Origin of the sequence: Teichococcus oryzae (genome assembly GCF_008386565.1) — a bacterium.
Lineage (GTDB): Bacteria > Pseudomonadota > Alphaproteobacteria > Acetobacterales > Acetobacteraceae > Pseudoroseomonas > Pseudoroseomonas oryzae.
Map to the genome: position 1 here is coordinate 113,041 of NZ_VUKA01000006.1, position 18,535 is coordinate 131,575.

16 protein-coding genes are annotated in these 18,535 nt (G+C 69.4%); 1 reads left to right on the forward strand and 15 read right to left on the reverse strand.

The genetic code is table 11. The features are described from left to right. The 13 genes from fabZ to dnaE all read right to left on the reverse strand — a co-directional run bounded on the left by fabZ (nt 1) and on the right by dnaE (nt 15,870). Nucleotides 1–492 (reverse strand): 3-hydroxyacyl-ACP dehydratase FabZ, encoded by a 492-nt coding sequence (gene fabZ, locus F0Q34_RS13485; protein ID WP_149812748.1) that lies wholly within the window; start codon nt 490–492, stop codon nt 1–3. A gap of 5 nt (nt 493–497) precedes the next feature. Continuing rightward, the gene (gene lpxD, locus F0Q34_RS13490; RefSeq protein ID WP_149812749.1) at nt 498–1,601 is read right to left on the reverse strand and encodes a UDP-3-O-(3-hydroxymyristoyl)glucosamine N-acyltransferase; all 1,104 of its coding nucleotides are present in this window, start codon (nt 1,599–1,601) and stop codon (nt 498–500) included. Nucleotides 1,602–1,605: 4 nt separating this feature from the next. After that, nucleotides 1,606–2,361 (reverse strand): OmpH family outer membrane protein, encoded by a 756-nt coding sequence (locus tag F0Q34_RS13495; RefSeq protein ID WP_149812750.1) that lies wholly within the window; start codon nt 2,359–2,361, stop codon nt 1,606–1,608. Nucleotides 2,362–2,379: 18 nt separating this feature from the next. Continuing rightward, nucleotides 2,380–4,710, reverse strand: a complete 2,331-nt coding sequence (gene bamA / locus F0Q34_RS13500) for an outer membrane protein assembly factor BamA (RefSeq protein ID WP_149812751.1) — start codon at nt 4,708–4,710, stop codon at nt 2,380–2,382. 210 nt (nt 4,711–4,920) lie between these two features. Beyond that, the gene (gene rseP, locus F0Q34_RS13505; RefSeq protein WP_174242048.1) at nt 4,921–6,036 is read right to left on the reverse strand and encodes an RIP metalloprotease RseP; all 1,116 of its coding nucleotides are present in this window, start codon (nt 6,034–6,036) and stop codon (nt 4,921–4,923) included. A gap of 85 nt (nt 6,037–6,121) precedes the next feature. Next, nucleotides 6,122–7,309, reverse strand: a complete 1,188-nt coding sequence (dxr, locus tag F0Q34_RS13510) for a 1-deoxy-D-xylulose-5-phosphate reductoisomerase (protein WP_241665479.1) — start codon at nt 7,307–7,309, stop codon at nt 6,122–6,124. Then, entirely contained in the window at nt 7,300–8,166 is an 867-nt protein-coding gene (locus tag F0Q34_RS22345; protein ID WP_149812752.1) for a phosphatidate cytidylyltransferase, read from the reverse strand. Before F0Q34_RS22345 ends, dxr begins: the two co-directional genes overlap by 10 nt. Before the next feature lies 1 nt (nt 8,167). Further along, on the reverse strand, nt 8,168–8,929 hold the full coding sequence (locus F0Q34_RS13520; RefSeq protein WP_149812753.1) for an isoprenyl transferase: 762 nt from the start codon (nt 8,927–8,929) through the stop codon (nt 8,168–8,170). A 15-nt stretch (nt 8,930–8,944) separates the two neighbouring features. Then, entirely contained in the window at nt 8,945–9,517 is a 573-nt protein-coding gene (gene frr, locus F0Q34_RS13525) for a ribosome recycling factor (RefSeq protein WP_149812754.1), read from the reverse strand. Nucleotides 9,518–9,532: 15 nt separating this feature from the next. Beyond that, nucleotides 9,533–10,252, reverse strand: a complete 720-nt coding sequence (gene pyrH, locus F0Q34_RS13530) for a UMP kinase (RefSeq protein WP_149812755.1) — start codon at nt 10,250–10,252, stop codon at nt 9,533–9,535. A gap of 164 nt (nt 10,253–10,416) precedes the next feature. Beyond that, on the reverse strand, nt 10,417–11,328 hold the full coding sequence (gene tsf / locus F0Q34_RS13535) for a translation elongation factor Ts (RefSeq protein ID WP_149812756.1): 912 nt from the start codon (nt 11,326–11,328) through the stop codon (nt 10,417–10,419). Between the two features lie 28 nt (nt 11,329–11,356). Next, the gene (rpsB, locus tag F0Q34_RS13540) at nt 11,357–12,211 is read right to left on the reverse strand and encodes a 30S ribosomal protein S2 (RefSeq protein WP_149812757.1); all 855 of its coding nucleotides are present in this window, start codon (nt 12,209–12,211) and stop codon (nt 11,357–11,359) included. A gap of 206 nt (nt 12,212–12,417) precedes the next feature. Continuing rightward, the gene (gene dnaE / locus F0Q34_RS13545; RefSeq protein ID WP_149812758.1) at nt 12,418–15,870 is read right to left on the reverse strand and encodes a DNA polymerase III subunit alpha; all 3,453 of its coding nucleotides are present in this window, start codon (nt 15,868–15,870) and stop codon (nt 12,418–12,420) included. A gap of 109 nt (nt 15,871–15,979) precedes the next feature. Between dnaE and F0Q34_RS13550 the strand changes: the two genes are divergently transcribed. After that, complete coding sequence (locus tag F0Q34_RS13550; RefSeq protein ID WP_149812759.1) at nt 15,980–16,549, forward strand: HupE/UreJ family protein; 570 nt, start codon at nt 15,980–15,982, stop codon at nt 16,547–16,549. 48 nt (nt 16,550–16,597) lie between these two features. On the opposite strand, the gene F0Q34_RS13555 is transcribed toward F0Q34_RS13550, so the two are convergent. Then, nucleotides 16,598–17,278, reverse strand: coding sequence for an ABC transporter ATP-binding protein (locus F0Q34_RS13555; RefSeq protein WP_149812760.1), 681 nt, complete (start codon nt 17,276–17,278; stop codon nt 16,598–16,600). Further along, nucleotides 17,271–18,524, reverse strand: coding sequence for a lipoprotein-releasing ABC transporter permease subunit (locus F0Q34_RS13560; RefSeq protein WP_149812761.1), 1,254 nt, complete (start codon nt 18,522–18,524; stop codon nt 17,271–17,273). The genes F0Q34_RS13555 and F0Q34_RS13560 overlap by 8 nt, the downstream gene beginning before the upstream one ends. Between the last annotated feature and the right edge of the window lie 11 nt (nt 18,525–18,535).

Consider the following 18,535-nt stretch of genomic DNA (forward strand, 5'->3'; position numbering starts at 1 on the left):
TCAGTGGCCCATGATCATGGCGGAATAGGTGGCCTCGGCCACCGTCACGCCATCGACCCGGACATTGGCGTTGAACTTCCAGACGTTGCGGCGCGCCTGCTCTTTCTTGATGTGGATCCGCAGCTGGTCGCCGGGACCAACCGGGCGGCGGAACTTGGCGTTCTCGACGCTCATGAAATAGACCACCTTGCCCCTGGCATCGGCGCCCAGCGTTTCCACCACCAGCACGGCGGCGGTCTGCGCCATCGCCTCGATGATCAGCACGCCGGGCATCACCGGATGGCTGGGGAAATGGCCCTGGAAGAAGGGCTCGTTGATGGTGACGTTCTTGATGCCGATGGCGCTTTCGCCCAGCACCATGTCCACCATGCGGTCGATCAGGAGGAAGGGGTAGCGATGCGGGATGGCCTGCATGATGCGGGCGATGTCGCAAACTTCCATCATCCGCGGCGCTTCCACCGCCCCGGGGGCGGCCTGTTCCTGCTGATCCATACCCATTAGTCCGTCTGTTCCGGCCGCCCGCGGGGCGGCTCCTTCTGTTCTGCCATGGGCTGCCCGCCTTCCGGCCGCATCGCCTGCGGGCGCCCCTTCCGGGCACCAAGCTGCCGGAGGTGGAGCGCCACGCGCAATGCGTCCTTGACCGGCATGGCAGGCGAGCCCGTCACATCCTGGCCAGCCGGCACATCGCTCTGAACACCGGCCTGGGCGCCGATCCGCGCCTTGGAGCCGATATTGAGGTGTCCTGTCAGCCCGGCCTGCCCCGCGATGGTGACAAAGTCGCCAAGCCGGGTGGAACCGGAAATGCCCACCTGCGCCACGATCACGCAACCCCGGCCGGTCGAAACGTTGTGGCCGATCTGCACAAGGTTGTCGAGGCGCGTCCCCGGGCCGAGAACCGTGTCGCCCAGGGCGCCCCGGTCCACGCAGCTATTGGCGCCGATCTCCACCTCGTCGCCCAGGCGCACGCGGCCCAGCTGCGGAATGGTGACGAAGCGCCCTTCCGGGGTCGGGACGAAGCCATAGCCCTCCTGCCCCACCCGCGCGCCCTCATGCAGGGTGACCCGGTCGCCGGCGAGGCAGAACATGGCGGAGGCGTGGGCATGGACCCGGCAATCATCTCCGAACACACAGCCCGGCCCGATCACCGCATGCGGGCCCACCCGGCAGCGGGCGCCAAGGCGCGCGCCAGCGCCGATCACGGCATAAGGGCCGATCTCGCAGCCTTCCCCCAGCACCGCGTCGGGCGCGACCACGGCGGTCGGGTGGATGCCGGCGGCGAGAGGGGGAAGCGGATGGAACAGGCCGGCGATGCGGGCAAAGGCCAGATGCGGCGCCGGGCTGACCAGGGCGGCGCAGCCGGGCGGAACCTCGGCCGCGAGGTCCGGCGCCACCACCACCGCGCCCGCCCTGGTGGCCCTCAGGGCGGCCAGATGCCTGCGGCCATCAAGGAAGGCCACCTCATCCGGCGCCGCGCCGTCCAGCGGCGCGACATCCCGCAGCAGGCGGGTGCCGTCGCCCACGGCCCCGGCCCCGGCCGCTTCCGCCAGCCGGCTGAGGGTGAAGGGGCCCGCGGCGGGGTGGAAGCGCGGATCGGCGGACAAGCGCTCAGTTCCGCCGCGGCGCCTGATCCTGGGCGGGCCGGGCGGCGGCCGGCGTGGCGCCTTCCGGCGGCAGCGTCACCGACTTCAGGATCTTGTTGAGCTGGGTCGTCACCTCCGGCGAAAGGTCGAAGGGCGGCTCATTGTAGATCACCAGGGGACGCGGCAGCACCAGGTTCACCTTGCGGCTGGCCGCCACCTGCCGGATCACGGTGGCCAGGGCCTGCTCGATCTCCTGCAACCCCTGCTGCGCCGCCTGCTCGATATCACGCGAGCGGTCGCGGAACACGCGCTGGGCGTCCTGCACACGCTCCTGGAGGTCACGCTCCTTGTTGCGCAACTCCTCGGGCGAGGCGGTGCTGCGCTGGTTGGCGAGCTGCTGCTGTTCCTCGCGCCAGCGGGCCTGCTCGCGCTGCAGGTCGTCATTCAGCTTCTGGCGGCGCTTCTCGATTTCCTCGCGCACCGTGTTGAAGGCGGTGGAGTCGCGCTGCACGGCGGGCACATCGACAATGCCGATCACGGCCGCCGGCGGCGGCTCGCCCGGCGGAAGCGGCGCCGGGTTGGGCTGCACCGCGCGCTGCGCCGGGCGCTGCTGCGGCTGCTGCGCCGGGCGCTGCTGCGCGGCGGGCGCCTGCTGGCGCGGCTGCTGCTGGTTGGGGACGAACCATTCCTGCTGCTGCTGGGCCAGCACAGGGCCGGCCGCCAGCAGGGACGCGGTCAGAAAGGTCGCCGCAAGCGCGGTCGGGGCGGCGCGTCGTGCCATGAAACTGAACTCCGTAGATCAGAAGCGCGTGCCGAAGCCGAAGCGGAAGACCTGGGTATCGTCGTAGTCCTCCTTCACCACGGCCTGCGCCAGATCGATGTTGATGAGGCCGAAGGGGCTGCGCCAGGAGATGCCCACGCCGGCGCCGACACGTGGCGCCGAGTCATCCACCACGCCCGCCCCGCGATCGACGCCGCTCAGCGAGCCGACATCCACGAAGGCACGGCCGATCAGCCCCAGCTCGGACGGAACCGGCAGGGGGAAACGCATCTCGGTGCTCTGGGTCCAGATGGTGCGGCCGCCCAGGGAGTCATCCGTTCTGATGTCGCGCGGGCCGGCCCCGGCCACGGCGAAGCCGCGAAGATTCTCGCCGCCCAGGAAGAAGCGGTCGAGAATGCGCTCGCGCTTGTCGCGGTCGCCATAGCTGGCCATGTGGCCGACACTGGCGGAGATCGCCAGCACATAGTCGGGATCGCCCAGCAGCCGCTCGAACGGCACGAAATAGGTCCCGTCCAGGCGGCCGCGAAGGTAGTTCACGTCGCCACCCAGGCCCGCCACATCGGTGGCGAGGCGCAGCACATAGCCGCTGCGCGGATCGAGGCGGGAATCACGGGTGTCATAGGTCAGCGTCTGGCCGATCTGCGACAACACCGTGACGCCCTGCTGGTCCTTGACGTAGATGCTGGCATCGGGGTCGATGTTGAACAGGTTGCGGCGGGACAGGGTGTAGTTCCAGCTCTGCCGCAGCCTTTCGTTGAACTCGTAGCCGGCGCGCAGGCTGAAGCCGGCGCGGCGCTCCTCATAGCCCGAGTAATCGGTCAGGTCGCGGACGATGTAGAACACGTCGGCGCCGACCGACAGGTTGCGGTCCAGGAAGGACGGGTCGGTGACCGACAGGTCCACCTGCGAGCGCCGCTGGGCGATGGTGGTGTTGATGCGGGCATCGACGCCGGTGCCGAGCAGGTTGCGCTCCCGCAGGCCCAGATCGGCCAACGCGCCGGCATCCGTGGAATAGCCGCCGCCCAGCGAGATCTCGCCGGTGGCCCGCTCGCTGACGCTGGTGTTCAGGACCACCCGGTCCGAGGCGCTTCCAGGCACCGGCGAAATCTGCACATCGTTGAAATAGCCAAGGTCGCGGATGCGCTGGCGGGAACGCTGCACCGCGGCGGAGTTGAAGGCGTCGCCTTCCGCCAGGCGCATCTCGCGGCGGATGACGCGGTCCTGGGTGCGGGTGTTGCCGATGATGTCGATGCGCTCGACATAGGAGCGGTTGCCTTCCTTGACATCGAATTCGATGTCCACCCGGCGCTCCGCGGCATTGCGGGTGATGCGCGGCTCCACCTCGACAAAGGGCGCGCCGGCGAGGTTGGCCTGGTCGATCAGCGTCTGGTTCATGGTCTCGACGGCATCGCCATCGTACCAGTCGCCTTGCCGGATGCTCATCACCGGCTGCAGCTGCGCCGCCGTGACGTTGCGCAGGCTGGAGTTGAGCTTCACCTCGCCCACGCGGTAGCGCGGGCCTTCCTTGACCGTGTAGGTCAGGAAGAAGCCGGAACGGTCAGGCGCCAGCTCGGCCGTGGCGTCGGTGATCTCGACATCGGCATAGCCTTCCCGCTGGTAATAGCGGCGCAGCAGCTCGCGGTCGAAATTCAGCCGCTCGGGGTCATAGGTGTCGGCCGAGGAAAACAGCCGGTACCAGGCGGATTCGCGGGACGCCACCACTTCCTTCAGCCGGCTATCGGAGAAATTCTCGTTGCCGACGAAGTTGATGCGGCTGATCAGGGCCGACTCGCCCTCGGTGATCTCGAACACCACATCGACGCGGTTCTGGTCACGCTCGATCACCTTGGGCTCGACCCGCGCGGCGAAACGGCCGCGGCGCGCATACAGCTCCAGCAGGCGCTGCCGGTCGGCCTGCGCCGTGGCCGGAGTGAACACCGCGCGCTCCCGCAGGGTCAGGATCGGGCGCAGCGTGTCGTCCGACAGGGCGCTGTTTCCCTCGAACGCCACCTGATCGACGATCGGGTTCTCCTGCACCTGCACGGCGAGGCGGTCGCCCTGGCGGCTGATGCGCACATCGCGGAACAGCCCGGTCGCGAACAGGGTGCGCAGGCTGCGGTCCACAGCATCGGCGCTGTAGGCGTCGCCCGGCTGCACCAGCATGTAGGAGCGGATGGTGTCCGCCTCGATGCGCTGGTTCCCCGTCACATCGATGCCCGCGACCACCGCATTGCTGGCCGGCCGGGCGCCCTGCGCCGGCGTCCGGCGCGGCTGGGCGGAGGCATCGGGCGGCAGCAGCACGGGCACGAGGCAGGTGGCGGCAAGCAAGAGGGCGCGGGTGGCGTGCAAGGTTCGAATCCGGGCCAGTGGATGGTCGAGCGGTGAAAAGGCCGGAAAGTGCCGGCTGAGACCCCCGAAACCGCGGCGTCTCGGGCGGCGGGAGACTAGCCGGGAACGCCACACCCCGCCACCCCTCAGCGCCCCGCCCCGGCTTTCAGGTGATCGCTTGATGTTTCAGGACGTTGCAAGGCGAAGCATGATCGCCCTGCAAAGCACGCCTCAACCAGCAAACCCGCTGACCCAGCGCACCACCCCGAGGCTCGAAAGATCGTTCCAGGTGGCGAAGACGAACAGGGCGATCAGCAGCGCGAAGCCCGCCCGGAAGCCGTATTCGATGGCGCGCGGCGGCAAGGGCCGGCCCCGGATCGCCTCGGCGGCGTAGAACAACAGGTGGCCGCCATCCAGCACCGGGATGGGGAACAGGTTGATCAGTGCCAGGTTCACCGACAGGATCGCCATGAAGGACACCAGGCTGGCGACGCCGAGCTGCGCCACCTGGCCGGAGATCTGCGCGATGCGCAGCGGCCCGCCCAGTTCCTCCGTGCCACGCTCCCCGGCGATCATCTGCCACAGCCCGGCCAGGGTCTGCACCGTCACGTCCCAGGTCTGCGCCGTGCCAGCGGCCAGGGCGCTGAGCGGGTTCAGCCGCTGGAACTCCACCGCGCCCCCGGCGATGCCCAGGACCCCCGTGGTGGTGGCGCCAGCCTCCCGCGCATCGGGGGTCGCGGTCACCTCCTGCTCCGTGCCGTCGCGCTGGAGGCGGATGACCACCGGCTGCCCGGCGCGCGGCAGGATGTGGCGCTGCACCTCCTCGAAGCGGGTGATCGGCGCCCCGTCCAGGCTGAGGAGGCGGTCGCCCGGCAGCAGGCCGGCGCGCTGGGCGGCGCTGCCTTCCACCACCGTGCCGATGCTGGTGGTGGGCTGCGGCTGGCCCACCGTCATGTAGAGGCCGCCGAACAGCACGGCGGCGAGCAGGAAATTGGCCAGGGGCCCCGCTGCGACCACGATGGCGCGGTCCCGCACCGGCTTGTCGTGGAAGGTCTGGCCCGGCCGCCACCGCGCCCTCACCTCCGGCGCCGCATCCTCCGGCCCTTCCTGGCCATGCAGCTTCACGAAGCCGCCGAGCGGCAGCCAGGACAGCCGCCATTCCGTGCCATGCCGGTCCGTCCAGGCGCGGATCCGCTTGCCAAAGCCGATGGAAAACACTTCCACATGCACGCCGCGCCAGCGTGCCGCCAGGTAGTGCCCCAGTTCATGAATAAAGACGAGCACGCCCAGCACGATGATGAAGGCGAAAATGGAGCGCAGGGGCTCGGGCAGCAGATCCAATGTCATGTTCTCCTGCCCGGCCATTCGGGACCGGGCGTGTTCAACCGCCATCCGGCCGGTTCAGGGGCCACAGCATAGCATATCCGCCACTTCAGGCGGTGCGTCGCGCGGCCCGCTCCGCGGCCACCTGCCGCGCCTCGGCGTCCAGCGCCAGCACGGCATCGAGGTCGGGCGCCGCCGGGGTTCCGAGCGCCTCCAGGCAATCCTCCACCACCGCCGCGATGTCGAGGAAGCCCAGCCTTTCCTGCAGGAACAGGCCGACACCCACCTCATTGGCGGCATTCAGGATGGTGGTGGCCCCCTGCCCCGCACGCAAGGCCTGGCGGGCCAGACGCAGCGCGGGAAACCGGTCCGGCTCGGGCGGGAAGAATTCCAGCCGCGCCAGGGCGGCGAGGTCGAGCCGCGGCACGTCCGCCATCATCCGCTCCGGCCACGCCAGGGCGTGGGCGATCGGGGTGCGCATGTCGGGCGTGCCGAGCTGGGCCAGCAGCGAGCCATCGGCATATTGCACCAGCCCATGCACCGCCGATTGCGGGTGGACCAGCACCTCGATGCGGGCTTCCGGCACCGGAAACAGCCGTGCCGCCTCGATCAGCTCCAGACCCTTGTTCATCATGGTCGCGGAGTCGACGCTGATCTTGGCGCCCATCGACCAGACCGGATGGCGCACGGCTTCCCGCGGGGTGGCGCGGCTCATCGCCTCCCGGGTCGCGGTGCGGAACGGCCCGCCCGAGGCGGTGAGGATGATTTTCTCCACCGCCGCCGGATCGCGCCGTTCCAGCACCTGGAAGATGGCGTTGTGCTCGGAATCGACGGGCAGCAGCGTGGCGCCGGCTTCGCGCGCCGCGGTCAGCACCACCTCCCCGGCGCAAACAAGCGCTTCCTTGTTGGCCAGCGCCAGCGTGCCGCCACGGCGCAACGCGGCCAGGACGGGGCGCAGGCCGGCGGCGCCAACAATCGCCGCCATGGTCCAGTCCGCCGGGCGCGCCGCCGCCTCCAGCACCGCTTCCGGGCCACAAGCCCAGGCGATGCCCGAGCCCCGCAGCCGTTCCGCCAGGGCGGGGCCGGCATCGGGATCGGCCAGCACGGCGATCTCGGGGCGCAGGCGCAGCGCCTGCTCGGCCAGGGCGGCGGCGTCGCGGCCTGCGACCAGCGCCACAATGGCGAAGCGGCCCGTGGGAGCGGCATCCAGCAGGGCAACCGTGCTGCGGCCGACCGATCCGGTGCAGCCCAGGATGCTGACCCGGCGCGGGCTTATCGCCGGCTCGTTCACCGCCACAGGGGCACGCCGTAGCCGACGCTGAAGGCCAGCAGCGCGGCCACCGGCGCGGCCGCCATCAACCCGTCGAGGCGGTCCAGGAGCCCTCCATGGCCGGGGATCAGCATGGAACTGTCCTTCACCTTGAAATGGCGCTTTACCCAGCTTTCCAGGAGGTCGCCCAGCTGCGTCGCGATGCCGAGGATCGCCGCCACCCAGAGCACCTTCAACGCGGGGGGATTGCCCCAGACGAGCCAGTCCGCCGCCAGCCAGCCCACCGCCATGGAGGACAACAGACCTCCAGCCGCACCCGACCATGTCTTGCCTGGCGAGATGGCGGGCGCCAGCTTGGGGCCGCCGAAGATCCGGCCCGCCACATAGGCACCGATGTCGCTGGCCCAGACCACGAAGAACAGGAACAGCACATTGCCGCGCCCGGCATCATTGTCGTGCCGCAGGCTGATCAGGGCGATGCCGGCGATGCCGATATACAGCACGCCCATCGCCAGCCAGGAGGCGGGCGGCGGCGGTCCGGCCCGGCGCCGCAGCCGGGGCGGCGCCAGCCAGGTGGCGACAAAGCCCACCAGCAATATCCCGAGGCCGATCAGCGGCTGGCCGTTCACGGCGGCGGCGCAGGCGAGGAACACCGTGGCGGGAAGGGCCATGCCGGGCCAGAGATGGCTGCGCAGGCCGCACAGCCGCACCCATTCCCAGCACAGCACCGCCACGGCCACGGCCATCAGCGCGGTCCAGGCCTCCGCCCCGAGCCAGGCGCAAAGCAGCGCCCCGGGCCCCAGAACCGCCGCGGAGATGGCGCGCTTCTTCAGGTCACGCCAGCGCTTGCCCGGGCTGGGCGCCGGAACCTCGGTCGCAGTCATCTCAACTGCTGCCGACACCGAAGCGCCGCACCCGGCGGCGATACTCGGCCAGCGCCTGATCCAGATGAGCCGCCTCGAAATCCGGCCACAGGACGTCGAGGAAGACGAACTCGGCATAGGCGGCCTGCCACAGCAGGAAGTTCGACAGCCGCTGCTCGCCGGAGGTGCGGATGATGAGGTCCGGATCCGGCATGTCCTGTGTCGCCAGGTGCCGGGCCAGCATCGCCTCGTTGATGGCATCGGGGGCCAGCCGGCCGGCTGCGACCTCGGCCGCCAGGCTGCGCGCGGCGCCGGCGATTTCCGCCCGGGCGCCATAGGACAGGGCCACGGTGAGGTTGAGGCGGGTGTTGCCGGCCGTTTCGGCTTCCGCGGCCTCGATCGCGGCAACGGTTTCCGGGCCGAAGCGGTGCCGCTCCCCGATCACGCGAAGGCGAACCCCGTTCTTGGCGAGGGTACCGACCTCCCGCCGCAGATAGATGCGCAGCAGGCCGGTGAGGTCCCTCACCTCATCCGCGGAGCGTTGCCAGTTCTCCGAGGAGAAGGCGAACAGGGTCAGCCAGCCAATGCCGGAATCGGCGGCGGCCTGCACGGTGCGGCGCACGGCATCCACGCCGGCCTTGTGGCCGAGGGCGCGCGGCAGCCCACGGGCCTTCGCCCAGCGGCGATTGCCATCCATGATCAGGCCAACATGCAGCGGAGAGGGCTGCGGTCCACCCGGCTCCGGCATCACGGCAAGCGGTTGGTTCAAGGGGGCGACGCTCATCGAGGCGCGGAAAGATCAGACGGCCTTGATATCCTTTTCCTTTTCGGCAAGGGCATCGTCGATCTTCTTGATCGTGGCATCGGTGATCTTCTGCACCTCGTCCGACCAGTTCTTGGCCTCGTCCTTGCCGATCTCGGACTTCTTTTCCCAGGCCTTGATCTGCTCCATGCCGTCCCGGCGCACCGCACGGGCCGCGACCTTGGCGGCCTCGGCGTATTTGGCGGCCTGCTTGGCCAATTCGTTGCGGCGCTCCTGGGTCAGCGGCGGCAGGGGCACGCGGATGGTCTGGCCCTCGGCCTGCGGGTTCAGGCCGAGGCCGCAGTCACGGATGGCGACCTCGACGGCCTTGGCCGCCTGCCGGTCCCAGACCTGCACCGACAGCATGGACGGGCCGGAAACGGACACGTTCGCCACCTGGGAAAGCGGCTGGTTGGCGCCGTACACCTCGACCCGGATCGGCTCCAGCAGCGCCGGAGAGGCGCGGCCGGTGCGCAGGCCGGAGAATTCCTTTTTCAGCGCATCAAGCGCGCCGTCCATACGGCGCGCCAGATCCTGTTTGAGGGTGTTGAGATCCGCGGGAGCTGCCATGGCCAGGCTTCCTTCTTATTGATCCACAACCGTGGTGAAGCGACCCTCACCCTGCATCACCGCGGTGAAGGCGCCCTGCTCGTGGATATTGAACACGATGATCGGCAGCTTGTTCTCCCGCGCCAGGGAAATGGCGGCGGCGTCCATCACCGCCAGATCGCGGGCCAGCATGTCGAGATAGGTGAGCGTGGTGTAACGCTCGGCATTCGGGTTCTTGCGTGGATCGGCGGAATAGACGCCATCCACCTGCGTGCCCTTCAGCAGCACGTCGCAATTCATCTCGGCCGCGCGCAGGGCGGCGGCGGTGTCGGTGGTGAAGAAGGGGTTGCCGGAGCCGGCGGCGAACACCACCACCCGTCCCTTCTCCATGTGGCGCTGGGCCCGGCGGCGGATGAAGGGCTCGCAAACGCTGCTCATGGGGATGGCCGATTGCACGCGGGTATCGACCCCGGCCTTCTCCAGCGCGTTCTGCATCGCGAGGGCGTTCATCACGGTCGCCAGCATGCCCATGCTGTCCGCCTGGGCGCGGTCCATGCCGGCGGAGGCCCCGGCGACGCCCCGGAAGATGTTGCCACCTCCCACCACGACGCAGACCTCGACGCCCAGCCGGACGACGCCACGGATATCCTCGGCGATGGCGCGGACGGTGGCGGTGTCCAGGCCATAATCCCGTTCCCCCATCAGGGCCTCGCCGGAAAGCTTCAGCAGGGCACGCTTGTAGATCGGGGTGGGCATATACGGATTCCGGTAACTAAGGGGGCGTCAGAACAGCGTGCCGCACGATAGGGACGGCACTTCGTCCCGGCAAGCACACGTCCTGGTCAACAGCAGAGCCGGCGCTGCGATTTGCAGCGCCGGCTCCGCGAACCTCGCCCGCCACGGGGCGGGCCCGGCCTGGATCAGGGCGTGCCGGCCACGGCGGCGACCTCGGCGGCGAAGTCGCTGGTTTCCTTCTCGATGCCTTCACCGAGCTGGAACCGCGCGAAGCCGGTCAGCTTGGCGCCCGCCTTCTGCACGATGGCCCGCACGCGGCTTTCGCCGTCATGCACCCAGACCTGCTCCAGCAGCACCACTTCCTCGTAGTACTTGCGGACCCGGCCCTCGACCATCTTCTCGATGATGTTGTCCGGCTTGCCGGAAGCGCGCGCCTGCTCGGTCAGGACCGCCTTCTCCCGCTCCAGCGCGGACGGATCGACAGCCGAAACATCCAGCGCCTCGGGGCGGGTGGCGGCGACATGCATGCCGATCTGCCGGCCCAGGGTTTCCAGGGCCTCCAGCTCGGACGCCGCCTCCAGCGCCACGACCACGCCGATCTTGCCCAGGCCCGGCTTCACCGCCGAATGGACATAGGTGGCGACGGCGCCGGACGGGACGGACAGCCGCTTGGCGCGGCGGATCGTCATGTTCTCGCCGATGGTGGCGATCAGGCGGGTCAGCTCGTCCTGCACCGAATGGCCGGTGCCAGGATAGGTGGCGGCCTTCAGCGCCTCGACGTCGTCGCCGACCGAGAGGGCCAGCCCCGCCACCTCGGCGACGAAGTTCTGGAACATCTCGTTGCGGGCCACGAAGTCGGTCTCGGCGTTCACCTCGACCATGGCCGCGACCTGCGGGCCGGTCGCGGTGCCGATCAGCCCTTCGGCGGCCACGCGGCCGGACTTCTTGGCGGCGGCGGCGAGGCCCTTCTTGCGCAGCCAGTCGATGGCGGCTTCGGCGTCGCCATTGTTCTCCACCAGCGCCTTCTTGCAGTCCATCATGCCCGCGCCGGTCTTCTCGCGAAGATCGCGGACCATCGCGGCGGTCACGTCAACCATGGGATCGCTCCTGTCTCGATGGTTCGGTTCAGGCCTGGGTCGGGGTCACGGGGGCATTCTCGCCCACGATCGCATCGGCCTCGGCCAGGGCAGCGCCCTCGACGCCCTCGGCCGTTTCCACCGGCAGGTCCTCGGCCGGCAGATCCTCAGCAGGCAGGTCCTCGCCCGCGCCGATATCCACGCCGGAGGCCTGCAGCTCGGCGGAGATGCCGTCGAACACGGCGGCGGCCACCAGGTCGCAATACAGGTTGATGGCGCGGATGGCGTCGTCATTGCCCGGAATCGGGAAGGCCACGCCCTCGGGATCGGCGTTGGAGTCGACCACGGCGACCACCGGGATGCCCAGCTTGTTGGCTTCCTCGATCGCCAGCTTCTCCTTCACCACGTCGATGACGAAGATGATGTCCGGCAGGCCGCCCATCTCGCGGATGCCGCCCAGCGCGCGGTCGAGCTTCTCGCGCTCGCGCGTCAGCATCAGGATCTCCTTCTTGGTGAGACCCTGGGTGTTGCCGCCCAGCTGCTCGTCCATCTGCTTCAGGCGCTTGATGGAGCCCGTGATGGTCTTCCAGTTGGTCAGCATGCCGCCGAGCCAACGGTGGTTGACGTAGTACTGGCCGCAGCGGGTCGCGGCATCGGCCACGTATTCGGCCGCGGACTTCTTGGTGCCCACGAACAGCACGCGGCCGCCGCCGGCCACCACGTCACGGATGGTGCGCAGCGCGCGGTCCAGCAGGGGAACGGTCTGCTGCAGGTCCAGGATGTGCACCTGGTTGCGCACGCCGAAGATATACGGCGCCATGCGCGGGTTCCAGCGGCGGGTGTGGTGGCCGAAATGGACACCGGCCTCAAGCAGCTGGCGCAGGGAAACTTCTGGCATCGCCATGGTGGCGGTCCTTCCTTCAATGGCAGTCCGGTTGAGCCTCCGCGGCGCCGTGCCCGATGAACCGGGACCGGACCCTGCACCATGAGGGTGGAAGGGTGCGCCGCGTGCGGATTTGCACGGCGCGAAATCATCCCGCGCCGGACGCGCGCCCTATGCCACAACCCGCCCACCTGGGGCAAGCCCGGGCACAGCATCGGGCCATGGCCTCAGCCGGCTTCCACATGGGCGACGCCCGGCAGCACCTTCATCACCTGGGCCAGCCTGGGCGAAACATTGTAGGTGCCGGGCAGCACCATCTCCAGTTCCCGCCCCGGCCCCAGGCGGGGGACCAGCGACACCCGGCCGCGCGCGGGCGCGCCGCCCTGCGCCGCGCCTTCGCGCCGCAACAGGTCGCGGATCGGGGCAATGGCGCCCTCGTCCTCGATGAACAGGCGCAGCGTCTGGCCCACGCCGGCCGCCGCCTTGTCCAGCCCTTCCAGCCCCTGGGCGGTCAGGCGCAGCGTTTCGCCCTCCATCCGCGCCTCGGCGGTGACCAGGATGGCATGGCCTTCCACCAGCAGGGGGCGGTTCTTGAGCAGCACCTCGGAGAACAGCGTCACCTCGGTGCTGCCGCTGGCATCCGACAGGCGCACCCAGGCCATGCGGCTGCCGGTGCGGGTGGTGCGCTCCTTGCTGTTCACCACCGTGCCGGCGATCTTCAGCACGCCGACCCCGGCCTCCGCCCGCATCTGCAACTGGGCGATGGGCGTGACGCGCAGCTTGGCCAGCACTTCCCTGTAGGTGTCCAGGGGGTGGGCGGAAAGGTGGAAGCCCACCGCCTCCGCCTCCTGCGACAGGCGCTCCAGCTCCGGCCAGTCCGGCACGGCGGGCATGCGCAGCGGCTCGGGGCGGGAATCGCCGCCACCGAACAGGCCGATCTGGCTGGAGGTCCGCTCCTCCGCGCTGGCCTGTGCGCGGCGCAGGATGACCTCGGCGGCCATGGTCATGCGGGCCCGGTTCTTCTCCAGGCTGTCGAAGGCGCCGGCGCGGGCGAGGTTCTCCAGCTGCATCTTGTTCAGCAGCTTCGGATCGACCCGCCCGGCGAACTCCGCCACCGAGGCGAACGGCCCCCGGGCGTCGCGAGCCGCCACCAGGTCCTTCATGGCCTGTAGGCCGACGCGCTTCACAGCGGCCAGGGCGAAGCGGATGGCGGGCTTGCCGTCCTCGGCCACATCCACCTTGAACTCGGCCGCGGAGCGGTTCACGTCCGGCGGCAGCACCGGGATGCCGAGGCGGGCCGCCTCTTGCATGTGGTTCGCCAGCTTCTCCGTCTTGTCCATGTCGAGCGTCATGGAGGCGGCGAGGAAGGCGACCGGATGGTTCGCCTTCAGATAGGCCGTGTGATAGGCGACCAGCGCATAGGCGGCGGCGTGCGACTTGTTGAAGCCGTATTCCGCGAACTTCTCCATCAGGTCGAAGATCTCGCCCGCCTTCCCCTCGGGCACACCGTTCTTCACGGCGCCATCCACGAAGATCTTGCGCTGCGCCTCCATCTCGGAGCGGATCTTCTTGCCCATGGCGCGGCGCAGCAGGTCCGCGCCGCCAAGGCTGTAGCCCGCCACGTCCTGGCTGATCTGCATGACCTGCTCCTGATAGACCAGGATGCCATAGGTCTCCTCGACAAGGTGGCGCATCGCCGGATGCACCGGCTCCCAGGGCTCGCCATGCTTGCGGGCGCAATAGGCCGGGATGTTGGCCATAGGACCCGGGCGGTAGAGGGAGACGGCGGCGATCAGATCCTCGAACCGGTCGGGGCGCATCATGCGGAGGCATTCGCGCATGCCCTGACCTTCGAACTGGAACACCCCGGCGGAATCGCCGCGCGCCAGCATCTCGTAGGTCTTCTGGTCGTCAAGCGGCAGGGTGGCGAGATCGATCTCGGTTCCCTGCCCGCGCAGGATCTCCACCGCGCGCTCCAGCACCGTCAGCGTCTTGAGGCCGAGGAAGTCGAACTTCACCAGCGAGGCGTTCTCGACGTATTTCATCGAGTACTGCGTCACCAGCATGTCGGAGCGCGGATCGCGGTAGAGCGCCACCGTGTCGATCAGCGGCTTGCGCCCGATCACCACGCCGGCCGCGTGGGTGGAGGCGTTGCGGTAGAGCCCCTCCAGCACCAGGGCAGTCTCCATCAGCCGGGCCACCGTCTCGTCGGCCTCGCGCATCTCCTGCAGGCGCGGCTCGCCGTCGATGGCCTGCTGCAGCGTCACGGGCTTGGCCGGGTTGAAGGGGATCAGCTCGGCGATGCGGTTCACCTGGCCATAGGGCATGCCCATGACGCGGCCCACATCGCGCACCACCGCCTTGGCCTGGAGGCGGCCAAAGGTGATGATCTGCGCCACCCGGTCCTCGCCATATTCGCGGCGGACATACTGGATCACCTCGTCCCGCCGGTCCTGGCAGAAGTCGATGTCGAAATCCGGCATCGAGACGCGCTCGGGGTTCAGGAAGCGCTCGAACAGCAGGCCGAAGCGCAGCGGGTCCAGGTCGGTGATCAGCAGCGCCCAGGCGGCGACGGAACCGGCGCCGGAGCCACGCCCCGGCCCCACCGGAATGCCCTGCTGCTTGGCCCACTGGATGAAGTCGGCGACGATCAGGAAATAACCCGAGAAGCCCATCTTCTCGATGATGTCGAGCTCGAACTCCAGCCGCTTGCGGTAAGGCTCGCGCTCGGTGGTGTTCTGGGCATCGAGCCGCGCCTCCAGGCCGCGCCGGGCCATGTCCCGCACCGTCTCGGCCTCGGTCATGCCGGGCTGCACCTTGGGGCAGAGCGGCAGCTCGGGCTTGCGCGTTTCCGCCATGACGGCGCAGCGCCGCGCGATGGCCAGGGTGTTGTCGCAGGCTTCCGGCAGGTCGGCAAACAGGGCGCGCATCGCCTGGGCCGATTTGAAGTAATGCTCGGGCGTCAGCCGGCGGCGATCCGGCTCGGCCAGCGTCCGGCCCTCGGCGATGCAGAGCAGCGCGTCATGCGCCTCGTACATCGCGGCCTTGGCGAAGTAGATGTCGTTGGTGGCGACCAGCGGCAGCCCCGCCTTGTCGGCCAGTGCCACCAGGGCCGGGTCCAGGCTGCGCTCGATCTCGGCGCCGTGCCGCGTCAGCTCCACCGCCAGCCGGTCGCCGAAGCTTTCCTTGAGCGCGTCGAGCAACTGCATGGCCGCGTCGCGCCGCCCTTCCACCAGCAGCCGGGCCAGTGGCCCACAGCCGCCGCCCGTGAGCAGGAACACGCCTTCCGCATGCTGCTGCAGCAGTTCCAGGGTGATGGCCGGCTTGCCACTGGGATCGTCGCGCAGGAAGCCGTGGGAGGACAGGCGCTGCACATTCTCCAGCCCCTGCGCATTGGTGGCGAGCGCCACCACGACATCAGGGGCGAGGCGCGCCACCTCCGGCCGCGGATCGGCCGCCGAGCGGCTGAGCCAGAGCTGGCAGCCCATGATCGGCTGCACGCCCTTGCCGGAACAGGCCTTGGCGAATTCCAGCGCGCCGAACATGTTGGCCGTGTCGGTCAGCGCCAGGGCCGGCATCCCCTCCGCCCTGGCGAGATCGGCCAGCTTGTCCGCCTTGATCGCTCCCTCGGCCAGGGAATAGGCGGAATGGGTGTGGAGATGGACGAAGCTGCCGGTCATGGCCGGCTTCTAGCACGCCGCCGGCCACGCCGCAGCCATCCAGCGGGATTGCCCTGAGCCCGCAGATGGCGGCACCTTCCCTGCTTCCGCCTCCGCGAGGATTTCTGCCATGCGACTCCGTTTCTCCTTTCTGCTCGGCCTGTTGGCGCTGGGCGTGACCGCCCTGCCCGCCACGGCGCATCCGGGCCATGCCGAAGGTTCCTCCCTGGCGCTGGGGCTGATGCACCCGCTGTCCGGCGCGGATCACCTGTTGGCGGCGGTGGCGATCGGCCTTTGGGCGTCCCGCATCGAAGGGCTGCGGGCCTGGGCGCTGCCGGGCGGCTTCCTGCTGGGCATCGTTGGCGGCGCGCTGCTGGGCATGGCCGGCTTCGTGCCGGGCTGGATGGAACCGGGCATCGCCGCCAGCGTGCTGCTGCTGGGCGCCGCCGCCGCGCTGCTGCCGCGCCTGTCCCTGCCGCCGATGCTGGCCGCTGTTGTGGTGTTCGGCGTGCTGCATGGCCTGGCGCATGGCAGTGAGGTGCCGGAAGCGACCAACCCGCTGGTCTATGGCCTTGGCTTCCTGGCCGCCACGGCCGCGGTCCATGCCGCGGCGCTGCTCAGCGCGCGGGCGCTGCGGTGGCTGGCCGTGCCGGGCGGCGCGGCGATCGCGGCCAGCGGGCTGGTGCTGCTGCTGGGCTGAACACGCTCCGGGGAAGCCGAGCTTCCCCGGTTCCTTTCCGGCCAGCGCTCAGCCCGCGACGATGCGTCCTTCGCGCAGTGTCACCACCCGGTCCATGCGCGCCGCCAGATCCGGATTGTGGGTGGCGATCAGGGCCGCCACGCCGGCGCCGCGCACCGCCTCCAGCAATTGCGCGAAAACCCGCTCCGACGTCGCCACGTCGAGATTCCCGGTCGGCTCATCCGCCAGCAGCAGGCCGGGGCGATTGGCCAGGGCACGGGCAATGGCCACGCGCTGCTGCTCACCCCCCGAAAGCCGGCCGGGACGATGGTCTTCCCGCCCCTGGAGGCCGAAGCCCGCCAGCAACTCCCGCGCCCGCGCCGCCGCCGCCTGCTCGGACGCGCCATTCACCATCTGCGGCAGCACCACATTCTCGAGCGCCGTGAATTCGGGCAGCAGATGGTGGAACTGGTAGACGAAGCCGATGGAGCGGCCCCGCAGGCCGCTGCGCGCCTCATCCCCCAGCGTGCCGGCGGCTTTGCCGTCGATGAACACCTCGCCCGCATCCGGCCGCTCCAGCAACCCGGCCAGGTGCAGCAGGGTGGACTTGCCCGTGCCGGAGGGCGCGACCAGCGCGACGATCTCGCCCGCGTTCAGGGTCAGCTCGGCACCGCGCAGCACCGGAAGCTCTCCGGCCTCGGTACGGAACCGGCGCTCGACCTTGTCGAGGCGGAGGCGCGGCTCACTCATTGCGCAGCGCCTCGACCGGGTCGGTCTTCGCCGCGCGCCAGGACGGATACAGCGTCGCCAGCAATGACAGGCCAAGGCCCATCAGCACCACCTGGACCACCTCGTTCGGGTTTACCACCGCCGGCAGGCGGGTGAGGAAATACACTTCCGGGCTGAAAAGCTGGGTGCCGGTCAGCGATTGCAGAAACTGCCGGATGCTCTCGATGTTGAGGCAGAACACCAGGCCGATGATGAAGCCGATCAGCGTGCCGAGCACGCCGATGGAGGTGCCGCACAACAGGAAGATCCGCATGATCGCGCCGGAGGTCGCGCCCATGGTGCGCAGGATGGCGATGTCCCGCCCCTTGTCCTTCACCAGCATGATCAGCGACGAGACGATGTTGAAGGCGGCCACGATGATGATCAGCGTCAGGATCAGGAACATCACGTTCCGCTCCACCTGCACCGCTGCGAAGAAGGAGGAGTTGCTGGCCTGCCAGTCCAGCACGCGGAAGGGCATGGGCTGCAGCGCGCGCACGATCTCCTGCGTCACCGGGCGCACCTGATCGGGGTTATCGACAAACACTTCGATCTGCGAGGCGGCGTCCCGAAGCTGAAAATAGATCTGCGCCGCCGGCAGGGGCAGGAAGACATAAGATGAATCGTATTCGTTCATCCCCGCCTCGAACATGGCCACAACCGTGTAGGCGCGCAGCCGCGGCACGGTGCCGATCACGGTGGCGCGGCCCTGGGGCGACACCAGCGTCACCTTGTCGCCGATCCGCACGCCCAGCTTCTGCGCCAGGCGGGTGCCGATCAGGATGGCGTCCTCGCCCTGGAAATCATCGAGACTGCCAGCGCGGATATTGCCGGCGAGCAGCGGGCGCTGCCGCAGATCCTCCGGCTTGATGCCGCGCGCCAGACCACCGGTGGCGCCGCCGGCCTCGCTGGTCAGCAGTACCTGCCCTTCCACGATGGGCGTGGCGGACAGCACCCCCGCCAGCTTGCGCACCCGCTCGGCAATGTCGTCATAGTTGCGCAGGCCGTTGGAATCCGCGGCATAGATCCCGAGATGCCCGTTCAGCCCGAGGATGCGGCCCAGCAATTCCTGCCGGAAGCCGTTCATCACGCTCATCACGATGATCAGAGTGGCGACGCCCAGCGCGATGCCCACCAGTGAGAAGGTGGCGATCACCGAAACGAAGCGTTCGCCCTTGCGCGCCCGCAGGTAACGGAACGCGACCTTCCGCTCGAAGGCTCCGAACATGCTCAGCGGTC

Bases quoted from the DNA above. Each gene is read 5' to 3' on its own strand.
- fabZ (WP_149812748.1), bottom strand. From the start codon at position 492: ATGGATCAGCAGGAACAGGCCGCCCCCGGGGCGGTGGAAGCGCCGCGG.
- F0Q34_RS13495 (WP_149812750.1), bottom strand. From the start codon at position 2,361: ATGGCACGACGCGCCGCCCCGACCGCGCTTGCGGCGACCTTTCTGACC.
- rseP (WP_174242048.1), bottom strand. From the start codon at position 6,036: ATGACATTGGATCTGCTGCCCGAGCCCCTGCGCTCCATTTTCGCCTTC.
- F0Q34_RS22345 (WP_149812752.1), bottom strand. From the start codon at position 8,166: ATGACTGCGACCGAGGTTCCGGCGCCCAGCCCGGGCAAGCGCTGGCGT.
- F0Q34_RS13520 (WP_149812753.1), bottom strand. From the start codon at position 8,929: ATGAGCGTCGCCCCCTTGAACCAACCGCTTGCCGTGATGCCGGAGCCG.
- frr (WP_149812754.1), bottom strand. From the start codon at position 9,517: ATGGCAGCTCCCGCGGATCTCAACACCCTCAAACAGGATCTGGCGCGC.
- pyrH (WP_149812755.1), bottom strand. From the start codon at position 10,252: ATGCCCACCCCGATCTACAAGCGTGCCCTGCTGAAGCTTTCCGGCGAG.
- tsf (WP_149812756.1), bottom strand. From the start codon at position 11,328: ATGGTTGACGTGACCGCCGCGATGGTCCGCGATCTTCGCGAGAAGACC.
- rpsB (WP_149812757.1), bottom strand. From the start codon at position 12,211: ATGGCGATGCCAGAAGTTTCCCTGCGCCAGCTGCTTGAGGCCGGTGTC.
- dnaE (WP_149812758.1), bottom strand. From the start codon at position 15,870: ATGACCGGCAGCTTCGTCCATCTCCACACCCATTCCGCCTATTCCCTG.
- F0Q34_RS13550 (WP_149812759.1), top strand. From the start codon at position 15,980: ATGCGACTCCGTTTCTCCTTTCTGCTCGGCCTGTTGGCGCTGGGCGTG.
- F0Q34_RS13555 (WP_149812760.1), bottom strand. From the start codon at position 17,278: ATGAGTGAGCCGCGCCTCCGCCTCGACAAGGTCGAGCGCCGGTTCCGT.
- F0Q34_RS13560 (WP_149812761.1), bottom strand. From the start codon at position 18,524: ATGTTCGGAGCCTTCGAGCGGAAGGTCGCGTTCCGTTACCTGCGGGCG.